Raw genomic sequence first — 17,783 nt, 5'->3', positions numbered from 1 at the left:
GGGGGGCCGTGGCATGCTCGACGGCGTGACAGTACGCGCCGCCAGCACCGTTCTCGTCGGCCGCCGGCCCGAGCTGACAGTGCTCGGCGACGCGCTGGCCCGGGCGCGGTCCGGCGACCCGACGACCGTGCTCGTCGGCGGCGAGGCCGGGGTCGGCAAGACCCGGCTGCTGGAGGAGTTCGGCACGCACGTCCACACCGCCGGGGCGCGGCTGCTGGTCGGCCAGTGCCTGGAACTGGGCGAGGCCGGCCTGCCGTTCGCCCCGTTCGCGGCCGCGCTGCGCGACGTGCTGCGCCACGACGGGCCGGCCGCCTTCGCCGGCTACGAGGCGGAGTTCGCCCGGCTGCTGCCCGAGCTGGCCCGGATGCCCGCAGGCGTCGCCGCGCCCGCCGGGCCGGCCCTCGCCGACACCCCGCGCGGCTACCTGTTCGACCTGGTCGCCGACCTGTTCCGGCGCATCGCCGAGGAACGCCCGCTGGTGCTGGTGATCGAGGACCTGCACTGGGCCGACCGCTCCACCCGCGACCTGATCGGCTTCCTGGTGCGGGCCGCCCGCGCCACCCGCCTGCTGGTGGTCTGCACGTACCGCACCGACGAGCTGCACCGCGGGCACCCGCTGCGGCCGTTCCTCGCCGAGCTGGACCGGGTCCGCGGCGTGGACCGGATCGAGCTGGGCCGCCTCGACCGCGACGGCACCGCCGCCGTGCTCGCCGACCTGCTCGGTGTCGAGCAGTTCGCCCGGACCGTGGACGACGTGCACGAACGCACCCAGGGCAACCCGTTCTTCATCGAGGAGCTGGCCGCCGCCGGTGGCCCGGTCGGCTGCGCCACCATCCCGGAGACGCTGCGCGACCTGCTGCTGGCCCGCGTCGACCGGCTGCCCGAGCCGGCCCAGCGGGTGCTGCGGATCGCCGCCGCCGGCGGCACCCGCTTCGCCCACCAGCTGCTCGCCGAGGTGGCCGGCCTGCCCGAGGCCGAACTGGAGGACGCGCTGCGCGCCGCCGTCGCCGGTCAGCTCGTGGTGGCCGACCCGGACGGCGACTACGAGTTCCGGCACGCGCTGGTCCGCGAGGCGGTGCACGACGACCTGCTGCCCGGCGAGCACGCCCGGCTGCACGCCCGGTACGCCGCCGCGATCGAGGCCCAACCCCACCTGGTCGCCGCCGGTCGCGCGCCGGCCGAGATCGCCCACCACTGGTACGCGGCGCACGACCACCCGCGCGCGCTCACCGCCGCCCGGGTCGCCGCCGAGGCGGCCGCCGAACGGTACGCGTACGCCGAGCAGAGCCGGCTGCTGGAGCGCGTCCTCGAACTGTGGGAGCAGGTGCCCGACGCCGCGGACCGGCTCGGCATGGACCACCTGCGGGTACTGGAGGACACGCTCATCGCCGCGGTCACCGCCGGTGACCTCAGCCGGGCGCTCACGCTCACCCGGGCCGCGCTGGCCGAGGTCGACCCCGACGCCGAACCGCTGCGTGCCGCCCGCCTGCTCGACCACCGGGGCCGGCTGTTCGCGCTGCTCGGCAAGAGCGACGGCGCGGCTGAGCTGCGCGAGGCGTACCGGCTGGCGGCCGGCGCCCCCGACGGCCCGGAACGGTTCGCCGTGCTGGCCGACATCGCGTCGCACCTGATGAAGGTCGACCCGCGCGAGGCCGCCACGGTGGCCGCCGAAGCCGCGGCCGGCGCGTCCGAGGTCGGCACCGACCTGGTGCTGCTGCCCACCCGGATCGCCCTGCTGCACCGCCTCGACGGCACGCCGGAGCGCGGGCTGGCCGAGCTGCGCCGGGTCGAGGCGCGGGCCCGTGCCGCCGGTGACTCGTGGGCCCTGGTCAGCGCGCTGGTCTTCCTCTCCGACGTGCTCTACGAGCTGGGCCGCTACGACGAGTCCGAACAGGCGGCCGCGGCCGGGGTGACCGAGGCGCGCCGGGTCGGCATCAGCCGCTCGATCGGGGCGTACCTGCTGTCGAACCGCGCCGAGGCGCTGATCGCGCTGGGCCGCTGGGACGAGGCGGACGCCACCTGCGCCGAGGCGGCCCGAATCGACCCGCCGGGCGTCTCCGGTCTGCACTGGCTGCAACTGCGCGCCGGGCTCCACCTGGCCCGCGCCCACCCCGCCGCCGACGAGGTCGTCGGGCGGGCGCTGGCGTTCCTCAGCCGCCCCTACCTGTGGCCCAACCACCGGCTGCCGCTGCACGAGCTGCGCGTGGAGGCCGCGCTCGCCGCCGACGACAAGCTGGAAGCGGTACGCGCGGCGCGCGCCGCCCTGGCCGACCCGCACCTGGCCGACCTGCCGCGCGAGGGCTGGCCGGTGCTCAGCGCGGTGGCGCGTACCGCCGCGCTGACCGGTGACGCGACGCTCGCCGCCGACGTGTCCACCAGGGCCGCCGCGCTGCCCGCCCGGCATCCGGCCGAACAGGCGTACGCGGCGCACGTCACCGCCGTCCTGGCCGGGCTCGCGCCCACCGGTCCCGCCGGGGCGCTCGCGCAGTGGCGGGCGGCGGTGGCGGCGTGGCGGACGGCCGGGCAGCCGTACCCGCTGGGCCGGGCGCTGCTCGGGCTGGCCGAGGCGGCCGCCGCGGCGGGCGAGCGGGACGACGTGGCCGCCGCGGTACGGGAGACGGTCGAGGTGGCCGCCCGGCTCGGCGCCACCCCGCTGGGCGAGCAGGCGGCGACGCTGGCCCGCCGGGTCGGGCTGCGCGGCACCGGGCGACCCGGGCCGGACCTGCTGACCAGCCGGGAACGGGAGGTGCTGCGCCTGGTCGCCGAGGGGCACAGCAACAGCCGCATCGCCGAGCGGCTGTTCATCTCGCCGAAGACGGCGAGCGTGCACGTGTCCCGGATCATCGCCAAGCTGGACGTGACCAACCGGGTGGAGGCCGCCGCGCTGGCCCACCGCCTCGGCCTGCTGGACCCGCCACCGGGCCTGCGTCAGGGGCGTGGCAGGTAGATTCGCCAGCCGGCGACGGTGACGACGTCGAGTGCGCCCGGTTCGGGGCCGAGACGCGCGTCCAGCCGGGCGGCCAGCGGCGAGCCGGCGAGCGCCACCCAGGCGGCGTCCGGGTCGGCCGCCACCTCCCGCCGGTACGCGGGCAGCCGGTCGAATCCGGGGCGCAGGTCGTCCTCGACCACGGCGCAGAGCACGTTCTCGCCGGTGGCGTAGGTGAGCCGGTTGCACGTCCAGTAGCCGCCGCGCACGTGCCGGACGCCGAGCGCGCCGAGCGTGTCCACGAGCGAGCGGTGCCGGTCGGCCTCGGCGTGCACGGCCGGCGCCGCCCGGACGACCTCCACTGTGGCCGCCGCGCCGGTTCCGAGCACACCTGCGAGCACCGCCACCGCCCCGACACCCGCCACCCGGGCCCTAGCCCCGGCCGCCCGCCCGCCGGTCGCCTTGATCGACTCCACCTCGGCGAGTGGGCGGACGGCCTGCCACAGTGGCCAGAGCAGGGCGGGCACCGCCACCGCCAGGCACGACAGGTACCGGCTGCTCTCGATCGGCGTCCGCCCGGCCGCGTTGCTGACCGCGTAGGCGGCGAGGACCCCGGCAGCGCCGCCGAGCAGCGCCAGCCGCACCCCGGCCGACACCCGCTCCACCGAGCGTGGACCGCCCCAGGTTCGTCGCAGGGTGTGCCACGCGGTGAACGCGGCCAGCGCCAGCAGCACCGGGAACGCGAGCGCCCACCAGAGCTGCCAGGTGGCGCACCGGCCGGGCGAGCAGAAGCCCATCGCCAGCGGCGGCCCGAGCACCAGCCCGCCGTACAGCCGGTCGGCCCAGTCCGCGGCAGCGCCCGTGCCACCGGCCGCCAGCACGGCGGCCACCGGATTGCGGCCGTGCCGGAAGCTGTCCACGAGCATCGGCGCCGTACCCAGCAGCAGCGCCCCGGACAGCACCACACCGGCCCGCCCGGCCAGTTCCCGCCACCGCCACGCCACGAGCAGCGCGCCGAGCGTCAGCACGTACGGCAGGATCAGCGGGTCCACCCAGAGCAGCAATCCGGCGATCAGCCCCCAGGCCGCCCAGCGGGGCAGCCGCGCGCCCGCCCCGGTCACGCAGAGCCCGACGGTGAGCAGCGCCAGCGCCGCGCCGGCCGGGTTCAGCTCCGGATAACCGCCACCGGCGATCAGCTGGTTCTTCACCACCCGGTCCGCGCCGAGCGCCAGCACGGCGACGACCAGCAGGGCGTACCAGCGGTCACCGCCGAGCCGCCGGGTCAGCCGCCAGGACAGCAGCAGGAACAACGCGTACAGCGCCAGCGTGGGCAGCCGCAGCACGAGCACCGACGGTCCGGCCAGCGCGATCAGCGGCGCGGCCAGGTACGCCTCCAGCGTGCCCATGTACGCCTGGCCGTAGAACCACACCGGGAAGCCGTCGCCCCGGGCGATGTGCAGGGCGGCCAGCCCCATCGTCGCCTCGTCGCTGTTGGTGGGCGGCACGTCGGCGAACAGCAGCGCCAGCCGGTAGCCCACAGCGGCGAACCCGACGAGCACGGCGAGCAGCGTCGGTAACGGCAGCCGCCGGGGCGTACGGGAGCGCACGGTCTCGCGTGGCTCCTCGCGTACCTCGGCGGTCATGCCTGTGATCATGGCATCCGGCGGGTGGCCGGCGGCGGGTGACGCGGTCGACGGCCGGCCTCAGCCGGCGGCGACGACCTCCCGGCGGGCGTCGAGCGCCTGCTGGTAGAGGCGGCCCGCGCGGTACGACGAACGGACCAGCGGGCCGCTCATCACGCCCGCGAAGCCGATCTCCTCGGCCTCCTCGCGCAGCTCGACGAACTCCTCCGGCTTGACCCAGCGGGTGACCGGGTGGTGCCGGGGGGAGGGGCGCAGGTACTGCGTGATGGTGATCAGCTCACAGCCCGCCTCGTGCAGGTCGCGCAGCGCCTGGGACACCTCGGCGCGCTCCTCGCCCATGCCCAGGATGAGGTTGCTCTTGGTGACCAGGCCGTCGGCGCGGGCCTGGCGGATCACGTCGAGCGAACGCTCGTAGCGGAACGCCGGGCGGATCCGCTTGAAGATGCGCGGCACCGTCTCCACGTTGTGGGCCAGCACCTCCGGCCGCGAGCCGAACACCTCGGCGAGCTGCTCGGGCACGGCGTTGAAGTCGGGGATCAGCAGCTCGACACCGCAGCCGGACTGCAGCGCGTGGATCTGCCGGACCGTCTCGGCGTACAGCCAGGCACCACCGTCGGGCAGGTCGTCGCGGGCGACACCGGTGATGGTCGCGTAACGCAGACCCATCGCGGCGACCGACTCGGCGACGCGCCGCGGCTCGTCGGCGTCGAACTCGGCCGGCTTTCCGGTGTCGATCTGACAGAAGTCGCAGCGCCGGGTGCACTGGTCACCACCGATGAGGAAGGTGGCCTCCCGGTCCTCCCAGCACTCGTAGATGTTGGGGCAGCCGGCCTCCTGGCACACGGTGTGCAGCCCTTCGCGCGAGACGAGCCCGCGCAACTGGGTGTACTCCGGGCCCATCTTGGCCTTGACCTTGATCCACGGCGGCTTGCGCTCGATCGGCGTCTCGGCGTTGCGTGCCTCGATCCGCAGCATGCGCCGCCCCTCCGGGGCGACCGTCGCGGGGCGCGCGGGCTGCTCAGTCGTCGGCGCGGATTGCTCGATCGTCACAAAACCGAGCGTACGCCGGTCGGCGCCGGTCGATGAACGGCGGGCGACCGCCGTCACCCCGGAATCGCTGTGACACCGGACACGAAGGGCCAAAAATCCCGGTCACACCGCGAGGCGCCCGGTGCTAGCGTGCCGGGCAGAGCTGTGACGGAGCCGAGTAACGGACCGATCCGCCAGTCGAGAGAGCCGCCGGTTGCTGCGAGGCGGTCTGGCGCCGGGCCGTGAAGACCCTCCCGAGCTGCGGGAAGAACAGCGCCTGTGCGCCCAGTAGAGCCCGCCCGGCCGGCCCCGGTGAAAAGGCGACGAACGAGGCTCCCGCCCCGGCGGGGGCGAAGGTGTGGTGGCACCGCGAGGTTCCCGCTCGCCCACATCTCCCTGGGGATCGCGTTGCGATTGGTCAAGGAGGTAGTCGTCGTGCAACGCATCCTGTCCCCCCAACTCCCCGCCCATGTGGGCGCCACCGTGCGCCTTGCCGGCTGGGTCCACCGCCGCCGGCTGCTCAAGTCGGTAGCCTTCCTGGTCCTCCGCGACGGCGGCGGGCTCGCCCAGGTGGTGGTCACCGCGCCCGCCGTGCGCGCGCAGGTCGAGGCGCTCACCGAGGAGACGGTCGTCGAGGTGGTCGGCACGGTGGTCGCGAACCCCGCCGCGCCCGCCGGGGTCGAGGTCGTCGAGCCGACGGTACGTCCGCTCGGGCCGCCCGCCGTCCCGCCCCCGTTCGACCTGTACCGGCCGGTGCTCACGGCCGGCCTGTCCACCCAGCTCGACCACGCGCCGGTCGCGCTGCGGCACCCGAGCCGATCCGCCGCGCTGCGGATCTCGGCGGCGGCCGTGTCCGGCTTCCGGGCCACGCTCGACGGGCAGGGCTTCGTCGAGGTGCACACGCCGAAGGTGGTCGCCTCGTCCACCGAGAGCGGGGCGAACGTGTTCGCGCTGGACTGGTTCGGGCGTCCCGCCTACCTGGCCCAGTCGCCGCAGTTCTACAAGCAGCTCATGGTGGGCGTCTTCGAGCGGGTGTACGAGGTCGGGCCGGTGTTCCGCGCCGAGCCGCACGACACCGCACGGCACCTGGCCCAGTACACGTCGCTCGACGTCGAGCTGGGGTTCGTGGCCGACCACCGGGACGTGATGGCGGTGCTGCGGGACACCCTGGCCGGGATGGTGGCGGCAGTCGCCGACCGGGCGGACGGTGCGCTGGCCACGCTCGGCGTGACGGTGCCGGAGGTGCCGGCCGAGATCCCGGCGGTGCACTTCACCGAGGCGTTGACGATCGCCGGCGCGCCGCCTTCCGAACCCGATCTGGCCCCGGCGCACGAGCGGGCGCTGGGGGAGTGGGCGCTCCGGGAGCACGGCAGCGACTTCCTCTTCGTCACCGGCTATCCGATGGCGAAGCGCCCCTTCTACACCCACCCGGACCCGGCGCGGCCCGCGTACTCGAACGGTTTCGACCTGCTGTTCCGCGGCGTGGAGCTGGTCACCGGCGGGCAGCGGCTGCACCGGCACGCCGACTACCTGGCCGCGCTGGCGGCGCGCGGCGAGCCGGTCGAGCCGTACGCCGGGTACGTGGACGCGTTCCGGCACGGCATGCCGCCGCACGGCGGGTTCGCGATCGGGCTGGAGCGGTTCGTCGCGCGGCTGACGGGCGCGGCGAACGTCCGGGAGGTGACCGCCTTCCCGCGCGACCTGCACCGCCTCGCGCCCTGACGGCTGCGCCCTCGCGCGGCTTGCTCCGTGCCGGTCCGCGGCGGCGGGCTCGCTCCTAGCCGGTCCCGGTCCCGGTTCCGACCCCGATGGCGGGCGCGGGCTCGGCATCGGGCCGGCGGTCTCGCCGCCGACCTCCGGAATCGGTTCGGATCTGCCACTGAGCGTGACGAGAGATCGCTCGGCCTAGTGGTCACTCTCGGTGAGGGTTGTTGCGGGGCGGTCGAGAGGCCCTCGGCGTCGGCGGATTGCGCTGAGCTGGGGTTATGGCGGACTGCCGTCCGGAGGGAGGGAAGGGTGTCTGCGCCCTTTGCTCTGCAGCCACGAGCGCAACGGTCGACCGGGCGTGATCGTTGCGGATCTGGCTGCAGAGCAAAGTCGGCGGGAGGTCACATGCCGCGGACGCGGCGTTGTCACTCACCGTGACCGATGGCGGGGTGGGGGCTGGGCGAGCGGCGGTTGTGGGCGGACGGCGATCCGGACCGGTCGGCCACCGCGCCGCCGAGCGGTCGGGCCGGGCCGATCGGCCGGACCGGGCGGTCAGGCCGGGCCGAGCAGGTCCCAGAGGTTGCCGGCGATGTCGCGGAAGACCGCGACCCGGCCGTACGGCTCGGTGCGGGGCGGCCGGACGAACTCGACCCCCGCGTCGGCCATCCGGCGGTACACCGCCTCGAAGTCGTCGACCTGGAGGAAGAAACCCACCCGGCCGTGGGTCTGGTCGCCCACCGCACCGGCCTGGTGCTCACCGTCGGCGCGGGCCAGCAGCAGGCCGGTCCCACCGCCCGGCGGGCGTACGACCACCCAGCGCTTGGGCCGGCCGTCGTTCGTCAGCGAGGGCTTGTCCTCGGCCAGCTCGAAGCCGAGCACCTCGGTGAAGAACGCGATCGCGGGGTCGTACTCGGTCACGACGAGCGTGACCAGGTCGAGCCGCACGGGTTCAGACCTGCGTCAGCGTCGGCAGGTGCCGCTCGACCACCGGCAGCACGTCGGCGACGGTGATCGGCCGGCCCAGCTCGGCGGTCAGCGAGGTGACCCCGGCGTCGCGGATGCCGCAGGGCACGATCCGGTCGAAGAAGCCCAGGTCGCAGTCGCAGTTGACGGAGAAGCCGTGCAGCGTGACGCCGCGGGCCACCCGGATGCCGATGGCGGCCACCTTGCGGGCCGGGCCCCTGTCGTCCTCCGGCACCCACACGCCGGAGCGCCCCTCGACCCGGCCGGCGGCCAGCCCGAACTCGGCGCACACGTCGATCAGCAGCTGCTCGGTGCGGCGGACGTACGCGACCACGTCGACCGGGTCGGGCAGCCGGACGATCGGGTAGCCGACGAGCTGCCCCGGACCGTGCCAGGTGATCTTCCCGCCGCGGTCCACGTCCACCACCGGGGTGCCGTCCATCGGGCGGTCCCACGGCTCGGTGCGCTTGCCGGCGGTGTAGACGCTGGGGTGCTCCAGCAGCAGCACCGTGTCGCCCTGCTCGCCGGCCACCACCGCCTCGTGCAGCCGGCGCTGCTCGTCCCAGGCGGCCTGGTAGTCGAGCAGGCCGGCGCGGACGGCGGTCAGCCCGGAAGTCGTCACGCTCACCCGTCCAGCCTAGTCCCGCCCCCCGGGAACCGGACCCGTGAGCCTCGTCGCCATCGGGCCGAGGTGGCGGTCAGTCCGGCACCCGCCACAGCCAGACGTCCTCCACCCGCTCCGGCTCGCCGAGCAGCGCGGTGGCGGTACGCCGCAGCGCGTCCTCGTCGACGTCGTACTTCGCGCCGTGCACCCGGTCCGGCAGCACCACCGCCCGCACGCCCCAGTGGCGCAGGTCCGCCCGGGACTCGCGGATGCTGCCGTCGGTGATGATCGGCACCAGCCCGGTCCGGCCGGCCTGGTCCATCAGCGAGTCGAAGGTGCGCGGCACCGGCCCGATCCGGCCCCGGCCCTCCGGACCGCCCGGGCCGAGGAAGAACCCGGCCGGGATGCGGAACTCACCCTGCCGGTGGGCCAGCGCGTACGCCTGCCAGCGCTGCCCGTCCGGGTACACGTCGACGGTCAGCGGCAGCGGGGTCAGCACCCCGTCGGGCGGGACGTAGCGCTGCCAGGCGCCACTGGTGATGAACGCCGGGATCGGTTCGCGGACGCTGGTCAGCAGCGGCGTCGGCACCAGCGGCAGCAGCGCGGCGACGAACGCGAGCGCCCAGGCCACGCCGATGGCGCGGCGCCGGGGCGGCCGGGCGAGCAGCGAGTCGATCGCGTACGCCAGCAGCAGGCCGATCACCGGCGCGACGACAAGGGCCAGCCGGGACGGCAGCGCCGCGTTGATCACCGGCAGGTTGTCCAGCACCCCGAACGGCAGCGTCTGCTCGAAGCGGCGGCCGTTCCACTTCACCGTCGGCCCCCACGACAGCACCGCGAAGACCACCGCGGTCACCCCGAGCGCCGCGAGGGTGGCCCGGAACGCCCGGTCCGCGCGCCACCACAGCAGCGCGAAGCAGGCCAGGCCGAGCACGAGCAGCGGTACGCCGAAGAACGAGTTCTCCTCCGTCGGGTTGGGCGCCAGCGAGGTGCCCCACCCGGCCCAGCCGGCCAGCGACCGGCGCGGGTACGACCCGTACGCGGCGATGTCCTCGGAATGGATCAGCGGGTCGAAGCCGGTGCCGTGGAACCGCTGCGGCCCGAGGAAGTGCAGCCACAGCGGGTACGCCAGCAGCACTCCGGCGACGAGCGCGGTGACTCCGAGTCCGGCCGCCATCCGGGGCAGCGCGGCGCGTACCTCCGGCCACCGGGCCGGGTGCAGCGCCCAGACGGCGAGGAACACGCCGAGCGCCAGCGCGGTGAAGAACAACCCTTCGGCGGCGATCGAGAACGCGGCCGCCACCAGCAGCCCGAGCACGATCCCGCCGGTGACCGCGCGGCCGGGGCGGCGCAGCCGGAACACGCCCCAGATCAGCAGCGGCACCAGCCAGCCGGCGGTCCAGTTCAGGTGCGCGTTGGCGTGCGACACCATCGCCGGGCAGAAGGCGATGAACAGCGCCCCCACGCCGGCGGCCAGCCGGCTGCGCACCAGGTACCGGCTCAGCAGCCAGTACCAGGCCACCGCGGTGGCGGCGAGGTTGAGCGTGAGGATGACCAGGAACGTCGCGGGCGGCCCGATCAGGTACGTCAGCGGCGCGAAGACCGCCGCGTACACGGTGATCGAGGTGTTCACCGCGAGGTTCACCCCGTCCGGGACGTTGATCAGCGTGGTGTAGAGCGGGTTCTCCCCGTGGGTGAGCGCGTGCCCGCCGAACGCCAGCAGCCACTCGAACAGCGCCTGGTCGCTGGAGTTGACCGTGATGGCACGGCTGTTCGGATCACGCCACATGCCGCTGGTGACCCAGAAGGCCAGGGCCAGGGCGGCGAGCGTCACCAGCAGGTCGGCCCGCCGGTCACGGACGCGGGTCGTCGACGGCCCGGTGGCCAGGAACGGGGAGGACGGCACGCAGCGGACGTTACCAACCGGACCTGGGCAGACCGCCCGGACACGAAACTCACCCGCACACTTCGGCGGTCGCGAATGTGTGAGCGGCGGCCATTCCGGTGTGACGAAACACAGCCGTAACGTCGCGGCAACCCGGAGGTGACTCAGTTCACATTCCACGATCGGGAGGTTCCCGTGCCCCGCTCCTCATCCCTCATCGCCCGCGTCGCCGGGGCGGCGGCCGGGGTCGTGCTGGCCGCGGCCACCGCGCTGGTCGCCGCCCTCCCCGCCCAGGCCGCCTCGCTCACCCAGGTCACCGGCTTCGGCTCCAACCCCGGAAACCTGACCATGTACGCGTACCGCCCGGACGGCCTGCCGGCCGGCGCGCCCGCCGTGGTGCTGCTGCACGGGTGCGTGCAGAACGCCTCGACCTACGTCGCCAACTCCGGCTGGCAGAAGTACGCCGACCAGTGGAAGTTCACGCTCATCGCGCCGCAGCAGCCCAGCGGCAACAACGCCAACTCCTGCTTCAACTGGTTCGAGACCGGTGACACCGCGCGCGGCCAGGGCGAGGCGCTGTCGATCAAGCAGATGGTCGACTACGCCAGGACCACCTACGGCACCGACGGCGCCCGCGTGTACGTCAGCGGCCTCTCCGCCGGCGGCGCGATGAGCGCGGCCATGCTCGCCGCCTACCCGGACGTCTTCGCCGGCGGCTCGATCATCGCCGGCATCCCGTACCGCTGCGCCACCAGCACCGTCACCGCGTTCAGCTGCATGAATCCGGGTGTGGACAAGACCCCAGCCCAGTGGGGCGACCTGGTCCGCGGCGCGTACGCCGGCTACACCGGCAAGCGGCCCCGGGTGGCGATCTGGCACGGCACCAGCGACACCACTGTGGCGACCGCGAACGCCGCCGAGTCGCGGGACCAGTGGACGAACGTGCTGGGCCTGTCGACCACCCCGACCAGCACGTCCACGCTGCCGTCCGGCACGAGCCTGGAGGTCTACGGCAACGACCAGGTCCGCCTCTACCGGGTCTCCGGCATGGGCCACGGCACCCCCGTCGACCCGGGTACGGGGGCGGACCAGTGCGGCACCGCCGGGGCGTACTTCCTGGACACCATCTGTTCGACGTACCGGGACGCGCTCTTCTTCGGGCTCGGCGGTGGCGGCGCCTCGCCGAGCCCGACCCCGACGGCGACCGCGTCACCCACGCCCACCGCGTCGCCCTCGCCCACGCCATCGCCGACCGGCGCGCCGGTCTGCGTCACCGCCAGCAACTACGCGCACGTGGTGGCCGGGCGGGCCTACCAGTCCGGCGGGTACGCCTACGCGCTGGGCAGCGGGCAGCGGATGGGCCTCTACAACACCTTCTACACGAGCACGCTCAAGCAGACCGGGCCCGCGTACTGGGTGATCGGCTGCTGAACGGCCACGCCGCGCCGCCCTCGCGGGCTCACTCCGTGAGGGCGGCGCGCAGCGCGCCCGGCAGGTCCGGATGCGTCCAGGGAAAGCCGGACTTGTCGAGTACGCCCGGCAGCACCCGGGTGCTGGTGAGCGCCTCCTGCGAGAAGCCGCCGAGCACCACCTTCAGCGCCACCGCCGGGATCGGCATGATCGCGGGGCGGTGCAGCTGACGGGCAAGTTCCCGGGTGAACTCGGCGTTGGTGACCGGCGCCGGGCCGACCACGTTGACCGGGCCCGCCACGTCGTCGCGGTCGAGCAGGAACTTCGCCGCGTTCAGCCAGTCCCGCATCGAGATCCACGGCAGCCACTGCCGCCCGTTGCCCAGCTTGCCGCCGACGCCGAGCCGGAACGGCAGCAGCTGCGGCTTGAGCAGGCCGCCGTCGCGGTGCAGGGGCAGTCCGGTACGCAGCCGCACCACCCGTACGCCCGCGTCCTCGGCCGGCCGGGTCGCGGCCTCCCACACCCGGCAGACGTCGGCGAGGAACCCCTCACCGGCCGGCGCCTCCTCGGTGACCGCGCGGTCACCGGTGTTGCCGTACCAGCCGACCGCCGAGGAGTTCAGCAGCACCACGGGCCGGTCCGCGGTGGGCAGACCGGCGATCGTGATGGCGAGCGTGGTGGTGCTGTCCACGCGGCTGGTCCGGATCAGCTTCCGGTACTCGTCGTTCCAGCGCTTGTCGCCCACCCCGGCCCCGGCCAGGTTCACCACCGCGTCCGCCTCGGCGACGCACTGCGGGTCCAGTTGCGCGGCGGACGGGTTCCACTGGCGCTCGGTGGGTGTGCGTGGTGGGCGGCGGACCAGGCGGGTGACCTGGTGGCCGTCCGCGGTGAGGCAGTCGACCAGTCGGGTGCCGAGGAAGCCGGACACGCCGGCCATGAGGATCCGCATGCTCACATCTTCGAGTACGCGGCGCTATTCGGATGCGTGGAGCGAAATCACTCACTCGTCACGCCCACCCGTCACGCGCGCTGAACGCGTTGCGTTTTTTTCGAATAGCGATACCCTTGTGGTCATGAGCAGCGCGCTGCGTGAACGTACCGTCCTTCCTCCGGACGACCCGGCTGAGCTGGCCCGGTTCGTGCACGAACTGCGGAGCGCCAGCGGTCGTGCGCGGGCCAGGCTGGTCGGGCCGGACGGGTCCGAGATCGAGATCCCCGACGAGTTGTACGGAGTGCTGCGGGACGTGGTGACGGCACTGTCCGAAGGGCTTGCGATCTCCATCGCACCGCACAACACGATGCTGACGACCCAGGAGGCGGCAGACCTGCTCAACATCTCCCGGCCCACGCTGGTCCGGTTGCTGTCCGAGGGCGAGATGCCGCACACGATGCGCGGCCGTCACCGGCGAGTCATGCTCCGGGACGTTCTCGACTACCAGGAGCGGACCCGGCAGGCACGCCGCCGGACGCTCGACCGGATGACCGCCGAAGCCGAGGAAGACGGCCTGTACGACGCGACGGCCACACCGCGCAGGACGAGATGAGCGTGACCTGAGTGGCGTTCCCGGCTTTTCTCGACACCTGCGTCCTCTACCCGGCGCATCTCTGCGACACCCTGCTGCGGCTGGCCGAGGTCGCCGCCTACCGGCCCCTCTGGTCCAGGGACGTCCTTGACGAGCTGCGACGCAACCTGATCGCACGAGGCATCGCGGAGGAGCGGGTCGACCGCCGGATCGGCCAGATGTCCGAGGCGTTCCCGGACGCCATGGTCAGCGGGTACGAGTCGCTCATCGACGGCATGTCCAACGATCCCAAGGACCGGCACGTGCTGGCTGCCGCCGTCCGGGCGAACGCGGAAGTGCTGGTCACGTTCAACGTCGGTGATTTTCCCGAGGCGTCGCTCAAGTCCTTCGACATCGTGGCGATGCACCCGGACGACTTCCTGCTCGACCAGCTGGACCTCTACCCGGGGCAGACACTGGACGTCCTGCACCGCCAGGCGGCCGCCTACCGCAGGGAGCCGACGACCGTACCGGGTCTGCTCGTACTGCTGGGACGCACCGGCCTGCCCAGGTTCGCCGCGGAGGTCCGCCGACACCTCTGAGGCGCCCCCGCGGCGAGACCCTTGACCGTCAGGCGTCAGCCGGGGCGGTACGCAGGTCGGCGAGCAGGCGCTCCACCTCCGCGTACGCCTCCTGCGGCAGCGGCCCGTACGCCAGCGTGCCGAGGTTCTCCCCGGCCTGCGCCACGGTCCGGCAGCCGGGGATGGGCAGCGTCTGCGGGCTGCGGGCGAGCAGCCAGCCCAGCGCGCCCTGGGCGAGCGTGCGGCCGTCGGCGGTCAGCGCCTCGCGGACCCGGGCCACCCGCTCGGACCACTCGGCGCGCGGCACGCCACCGGTGAACCAGGGCAGCCACTCCGGCGCCACGCCACGCACGTCGTCGTCGCCCCGGGCGGCCGGCGCGTCCTGGTACTTCGCGGTGAGCAGACCCATCGCCAGCGGCCCCCGGTTGAGGCTGGCCAGGTCGAACTCCGCGCACACCGCGAGCATCCCGGCGTTGTCCCGCAGCACCGACTGGTCGTGCTGGATGGCGGCGCAGTGCGGTCCGGCCTCGGCGAAGGCGCGCGCCGAGGCGGGGTCGTCGGTGCTCCAGCCGTACGCCCGGATCTTCCCCTCCGCGACCAGGTCCTCCAGCGTGCCGACGAGGTCCAGCGCCCGCGGCACCGGCAGGCCGCCCAGGTGGAGCTGGTAGAGGTCGACGTGGTCGGTGCCGAGGCGGCGCAGCGAGCCCTCCAGGCTGCTCCGCGCGTACTCGGGGGTGGCCTCCTCGCCGAGGGCCTGCCGGGTCTCCTCGTCCGTGGGGTAGCCGAACTTGGTGGCGATGACGGCCCGGTCCCGGCGGCCGGCGAGCGCGCGCCCCAACACCCGCTCGCTGTGCCCCGCGCCGTAGTTGCTGGACGTGTCGAACAGCGTCGCGCCCAGCTCCAGGGCCCGGTGGACGGTACGCACCGACTCGTCGTCGTCCACCTCGCCCCAGCCCAGCGGCTGCGTGCCGTCCCAGAGCGGACCCCCGATCGCCCAGCAGCCCATGCCGATCGCGCTGACCTCGATGCCGCTGCGGCCCAGCCGTCGTGTCGTCGTCATGCGCCCAGTGTTCACTTTCGAGTGTGCTCGAAGTCCAGCGCTTTTCCGGCCAGCCGGGGCAGGAGCGCGTCGACGGCTCCTGCCGCCCAGACCGTAAGGAAGGGCCCCTTCTTAACGCCTGGCGAGGTGAAAGGGCCCCTTCTTAACACGTGTCACACGGCGTCGAGGCGGGCCAGGTCGGCGGGGGAGAGGCGCAGCGCGGCGGCGGCGACGTTCTGCTCCAGGTGCGCCGGGTCGCCGGTGCCGGGGATGGCCAGCACGTTCGGGCCGCGGGCCAGCGTCCACGCCAGCCGGACCTGGGCCGCCGTCACGCCGTGCTCCCGGGCCACCGCGAGCACGTCCGGGTGCTCCTCGCCGGTCGCGCCGGCCTCCCGGCCGCTGGTGACGATGGAGAAGAACGGCACGAACGCGGTGCCGTGCGCGGCGCAGGCGCGGATCAGCTCGTCGTGCTGACGGCGGTAGCCCAGGCCGTACGAGTTCTGCACGCACACCACCGGTGCGATGGCGCGCGCCTCGGTGACCTGGTGGGGGCGTACGGCGGAGACGCCGAGGTGCCGGATCAGCCCGGCGTCGCGCAGCTCGGCGAGCGCGCCGAAGTGCTCGGACAGCGGCTCCGGGCCGTGCACCCGCAGGTTCACCACGTCCAGGTGGTCGCGGCCGAGCTGGCGCAGGTTCTCCTCCACCTGCCCGCGCAGCTGGTCCGGGCGGGCCGCCGGCAGCCACTGCCCGGACGGGTCCTTGCCCGGCCCGACCTTGGTCACGATGACCAGATCCTCCGGGTACGGCCACAGCGCCCGGTTGATCAGCTCGTTGGCCGAGCGCAGCGGCGAGAAGTAGAACGCGGCCGTGTCGATGTGGTTGACGCCCAGCTCGACGGCGCGGCGCAGCACGGCGACGGCCCGGTCGCGGTCGCTCGGGCTGCCGTCGGCGTTCGCGGTCAGCCGCATCGCGCCCAGGCCCATCCGGTTGACGGTGAGGTCGCCGAGCTGCCAGGCGCCGGCCGCGCCGGCGTGGACGGTGTCGATGGTCATGTGGCCCCCGTATCCCTCAGGTGTGGCCCCGCGGCGGGGCCGACAGGTTTCACGGAGGCGGCGGGCCGCTGGTTCACTCGCCTTCGTCGCGGTCGTCGGGCCGTTCGTGCCAGCGGGCCCGCCAGGCCGCCTCGTGCGCCTCGTGGCTGGCGCGTTCCTCGAAGACCAGCTTCCGCAGGGCCCGCCGGCCCTCGTCGAAGACGATCACTTCGACGGCCACCATACCCACCGTGATGGCGGTGAGCATGCCCAGCGCGGCCAGCCCCGGCACCCGTTCCGCGACCGGGATGCTCAGGCCGAGCAGCAACGCCGTCGCGACCCGCGTCCAGCTCAGCGTGCGCAGGGTACGGAGCTGGAACAGCATGTTGCCGCAGAGATAGCAGATCACGCCGCCGAACAGCAGCGGCACGCTCGGCCCGTGCCCCGGCTCGCTGGGCGGCACGTTCGGGTCGGCGATGCCGTGCACTATCGTCTCGGCGCCGAGCGCGAACAGGATGATGCCCGCGATCATCGGCAGGAACAGGTAGGCGTACGCGTCCCGGGCCATCGCCACCCGGGGGCCGTCCTGCGCGACGTGCAACGCGATCCGGGCGGCCGGCCCGATCATGTCGTAGTGCGCCCACCAGAGCGCGGCGGTGAAGAAGATGCCGAGCACGGCCGCGGTCACGGCCGGCCAGGTGGGCGGCTGGCCGAGCAGGTTGCTGCCGACGCCGACCGAGATCACGGACTCGCCCAGCGCGATGATCAGGATCAGGTCGTACCGCTCGGTCCAGTGTTCGGCCGATGCGACGCCCCAGCCCCAGGTGCCGGCGAGGATGCCGGTGCCGTACTGGAGCAGGACGACCACCGCCCACAGCACGTCGCGGAGCACCGCCGCGGAGAACAGGTCGTCGATCCTCGGCGGCAGCAGCGCGGCGACCAGCAGCAGCGCGGTGCTGCCGATCAACTCCGGGGCGAACCGGAGGAGTTGCCGGCGCTCGTTCGGGCTGTCCCGGACCGCGTGCCGGTACAGCAGCAGGTGGATCAACCGCAGGACGGTGTAGCTGAGCGCCGCGACCATCGGCCCGGCCGCGTTGCCGGTCGGGTCCCGGAACGCCTGCGGCAGCGACAGCGCGAACGTGAACAGCGCGGCCATGCCGACTGTCATGAGCACCGGGACGAAGCCTTCGCCGAGGCGTACCCGGGTGGCGACCACGCTGTGCACCACCCACGACCACCAGAGCACGGCGAGGACCAGCAGCGCGTGCAGCAGCGCCCCGCCGGTCACCTGCAGGGCGGTGGCCCGGGTGATGATGAAGAACGAGAAGACGAAGACCAGGTCGAAGAAGATCTCGAACCGGTCGACGCGGGCGCCCGGGGCCACCGGCACCGCCGGCCCCAGGCGTCCACGCCACCGGTTCGAGCCCACCGGCCGAGTCTGTCAGCGCAGGTCGGGCCGGGTG

At 73.9% G+C, this 17,783-nt stretch carries 14 protein-coding genes; 5 read left to right on the top strand and 9 right to left on the bottom strand.

What is annotated here, in order from left to right:
• The first annotated feature begins 25 nt into the window (after window positions 1-25).
• Window positions 26-2,947: an AAA family ATPase gene (locus tag J3R08_RS23165; RefSeq protein ID WP_280841882.1), complete on the top strand. Its 2,922-nt coding sequence runs from the start codon at window positions 26-28 to the stop codon at window positions 2,945-2,947.
• Here J3R08_RS23165 and J3R08_RS23160 read toward each other — a convergent pair.
• Window positions 2,929-4,569 carry a DUF423 domain-containing protein gene (locus J3R08_RS23160; RefSeq protein ID WP_245254795.1) on the bottom strand — a complete coding sequence of 547 codons (1,641 nt, stop codon included), beginning with the start codon at window positions 4,567-4,569 and terminating at the stop codon, window positions 2,929-2,931. The two genes, J3R08_RS23165 and J3R08_RS23160, sit on opposite strands and share 19 nt — an antisense overlap.
• A 60-nt stretch (window positions 4,570-4,629) precedes the next feature.
• Entirely contained in the window at window positions 4,630-5,676 is a 1,047-nt protein-coding gene (lipA, locus tag J3R08_RS23155; RefSeq protein WP_166456624.1) for a lipoyl synthase, read from the bottom strand.
• A 357-nt stretch (window positions 5,677-6,033) separates the two neighbouring features.
• Here lipA and aspS point away from each other — a divergent pair, with 357 nt between their 5' ends.
• Window positions 6,034-7,320, top strand: coding sequence for an aspartate--tRNA(Asn) ligase (gene aspS / locus J3R08_RS23150; protein ID WP_209962743.1), 1,287 nt, complete (start codon window positions 6,034-6,036; stop codon window positions 7,318-7,320).
• 537 nt (window positions 7,321-7,857) lie between these two features.
• Here the strand turns inward: aspS and J3R08_RS23145 are convergent.
• From J3R08_RS23145 to J3R08_RS23135, 3 genes are all read right to left on the bottom strand, one after another.
• Entirely contained in the window at window positions 7,858-8,250 is a 393-nt protein-coding gene (locus tag J3R08_RS23145) for a VOC family protein (protein ID WP_166456622.1), read from the bottom strand.
• 4 nt (window positions 8,251-8,254) lie between these two features.
• Window positions 8,255-8,896 carry a lipoyl(octanoyl) transferase LipB gene (gene lipB / locus J3R08_RS23140; RefSeq protein ID WP_043329324.1) on the bottom strand — a complete coding sequence of 214 codons (642 nt, stop codon included), beginning with the start codon at window positions 8,894-8,896 and terminating at the stop codon, window positions 8,255-8,257.
• A gap of 70 nt (window positions 8,897-8,966) precedes the next feature.
• On the bottom strand, window positions 8,967-10,778 hold the full coding sequence (locus J3R08_RS23135) for a DUF2079 domain-containing protein (protein WP_209962740.1): 1,812 nt from the start codon (window positions 10,776-10,778) through the stop codon (window positions 8,967-8,969).
• A gap of 174 nt (window positions 10,779-10,952) precedes the next feature.
• Here J3R08_RS23135 and J3R08_RS23130 point away from each other — a divergent pair, with 174 nt between their 5' ends.
• Window positions 10,953-12,188, top strand: a complete 1,236-nt coding sequence (locus J3R08_RS23130) for a PHB depolymerase family esterase (protein ID WP_043329327.1) — start codon at window positions 10,953-10,955, stop codon at window positions 12,186-12,188.
• Window positions 12,189-12,216: 28 nt separating this feature from the next.
• Here J3R08_RS23130 and J3R08_RS23125 read toward each other — a convergent pair whose 3' ends face one another.
• Window positions 12,217-13,116: a TIGR01777 family oxidoreductase gene (locus J3R08_RS23125; protein ID WP_209962738.1), complete on the bottom strand. Its 900-nt coding sequence runs from the start codon at window positions 13,114-13,116 to the stop codon at window positions 12,217-12,219.
• Window positions 13,117-13,240: 124 nt separating this feature from the next.
• Here J3R08_RS23125 and J3R08_RS23120 point away from each other — a divergent pair, with 124 nt between their 5' ends.
• Both J3R08_RS23120 and J3R08_RS23115 read left to right on the top strand, forming a co-directional pair.
• Window positions 13,241-13,711, top strand: coding sequence for a helix-turn-helix domain-containing protein (locus tag J3R08_RS23120; RefSeq protein WP_043331068.1), 471 nt, complete (start codon window positions 13,241-13,243; stop codon window positions 13,709-13,711).
• A gap of 11 nt (window positions 13,712-13,722) precedes the next feature.
• Window positions 13,723-14,271 (top strand): PIN domain-containing protein, encoded by a 549-nt coding sequence (locus tag J3R08_RS23115; RefSeq protein ID WP_043329330.1) that lies wholly within the window; start codon window positions 13,723-13,725, stop codon window positions 14,269-14,271.
• Window positions 14,272-14,299: 28 nt separating this feature from the next.
• Here J3R08_RS23115 and J3R08_RS23110 read toward each other — a convergent pair whose 3' ends face one another.
• From J3R08_RS23110 to J3R08_RS23100, 3 genes are all read right to left on the bottom strand, one after another.
• Window positions 14,300-15,310 carry an aldo/keto reductase gene (locus tag J3R08_RS23110; protein ID WP_209962736.1) on the bottom strand — a complete coding sequence of 337 codons (1,011 nt, stop codon included), beginning with the start codon at window positions 15,308-15,310 and terminating at the stop codon, window positions 14,300-14,302.
• A gap of 152 nt (window positions 15,311-15,462) precedes the next feature.
• Window positions 15,463-16,341 carry an oxidoreductase gene (locus J3R08_RS23105; RefSeq protein ID WP_209962734.1) on the bottom strand — a complete coding sequence of 293 codons (879 nt, stop codon included), beginning with the start codon at window positions 16,339-16,341 and terminating at the stop codon, window positions 15,463-15,465.
• A gap of 73 nt (window positions 16,342-16,414) precedes the next feature.
• Complete coding sequence (locus tag J3R08_RS23100; RefSeq protein ID WP_043329334.1) at window positions 16,415-17,749, bottom strand: low temperature requirement protein A; 1,335 nt, start codon at window positions 17,747-17,749, stop codon at window positions 16,415-16,417.
• Window positions 17,750-17,783 lie beyond the last annotated feature (34 nt).

Source organism: Micromonospora sp. HB375 (genome assembly GCF_017872985.1).
In the GTDB taxonomy this organism is placed as follows: Bacteria; Actinomycetota; Actinomycetes; order Mycobacteriales; family Micromonosporaceae; genus Micromonospora; species Micromonospora chalcea.
Note: the sequence above shows the minus strand (reverse complement) of the source record. Positions and strands in the feature narration are given on the sequence as shown.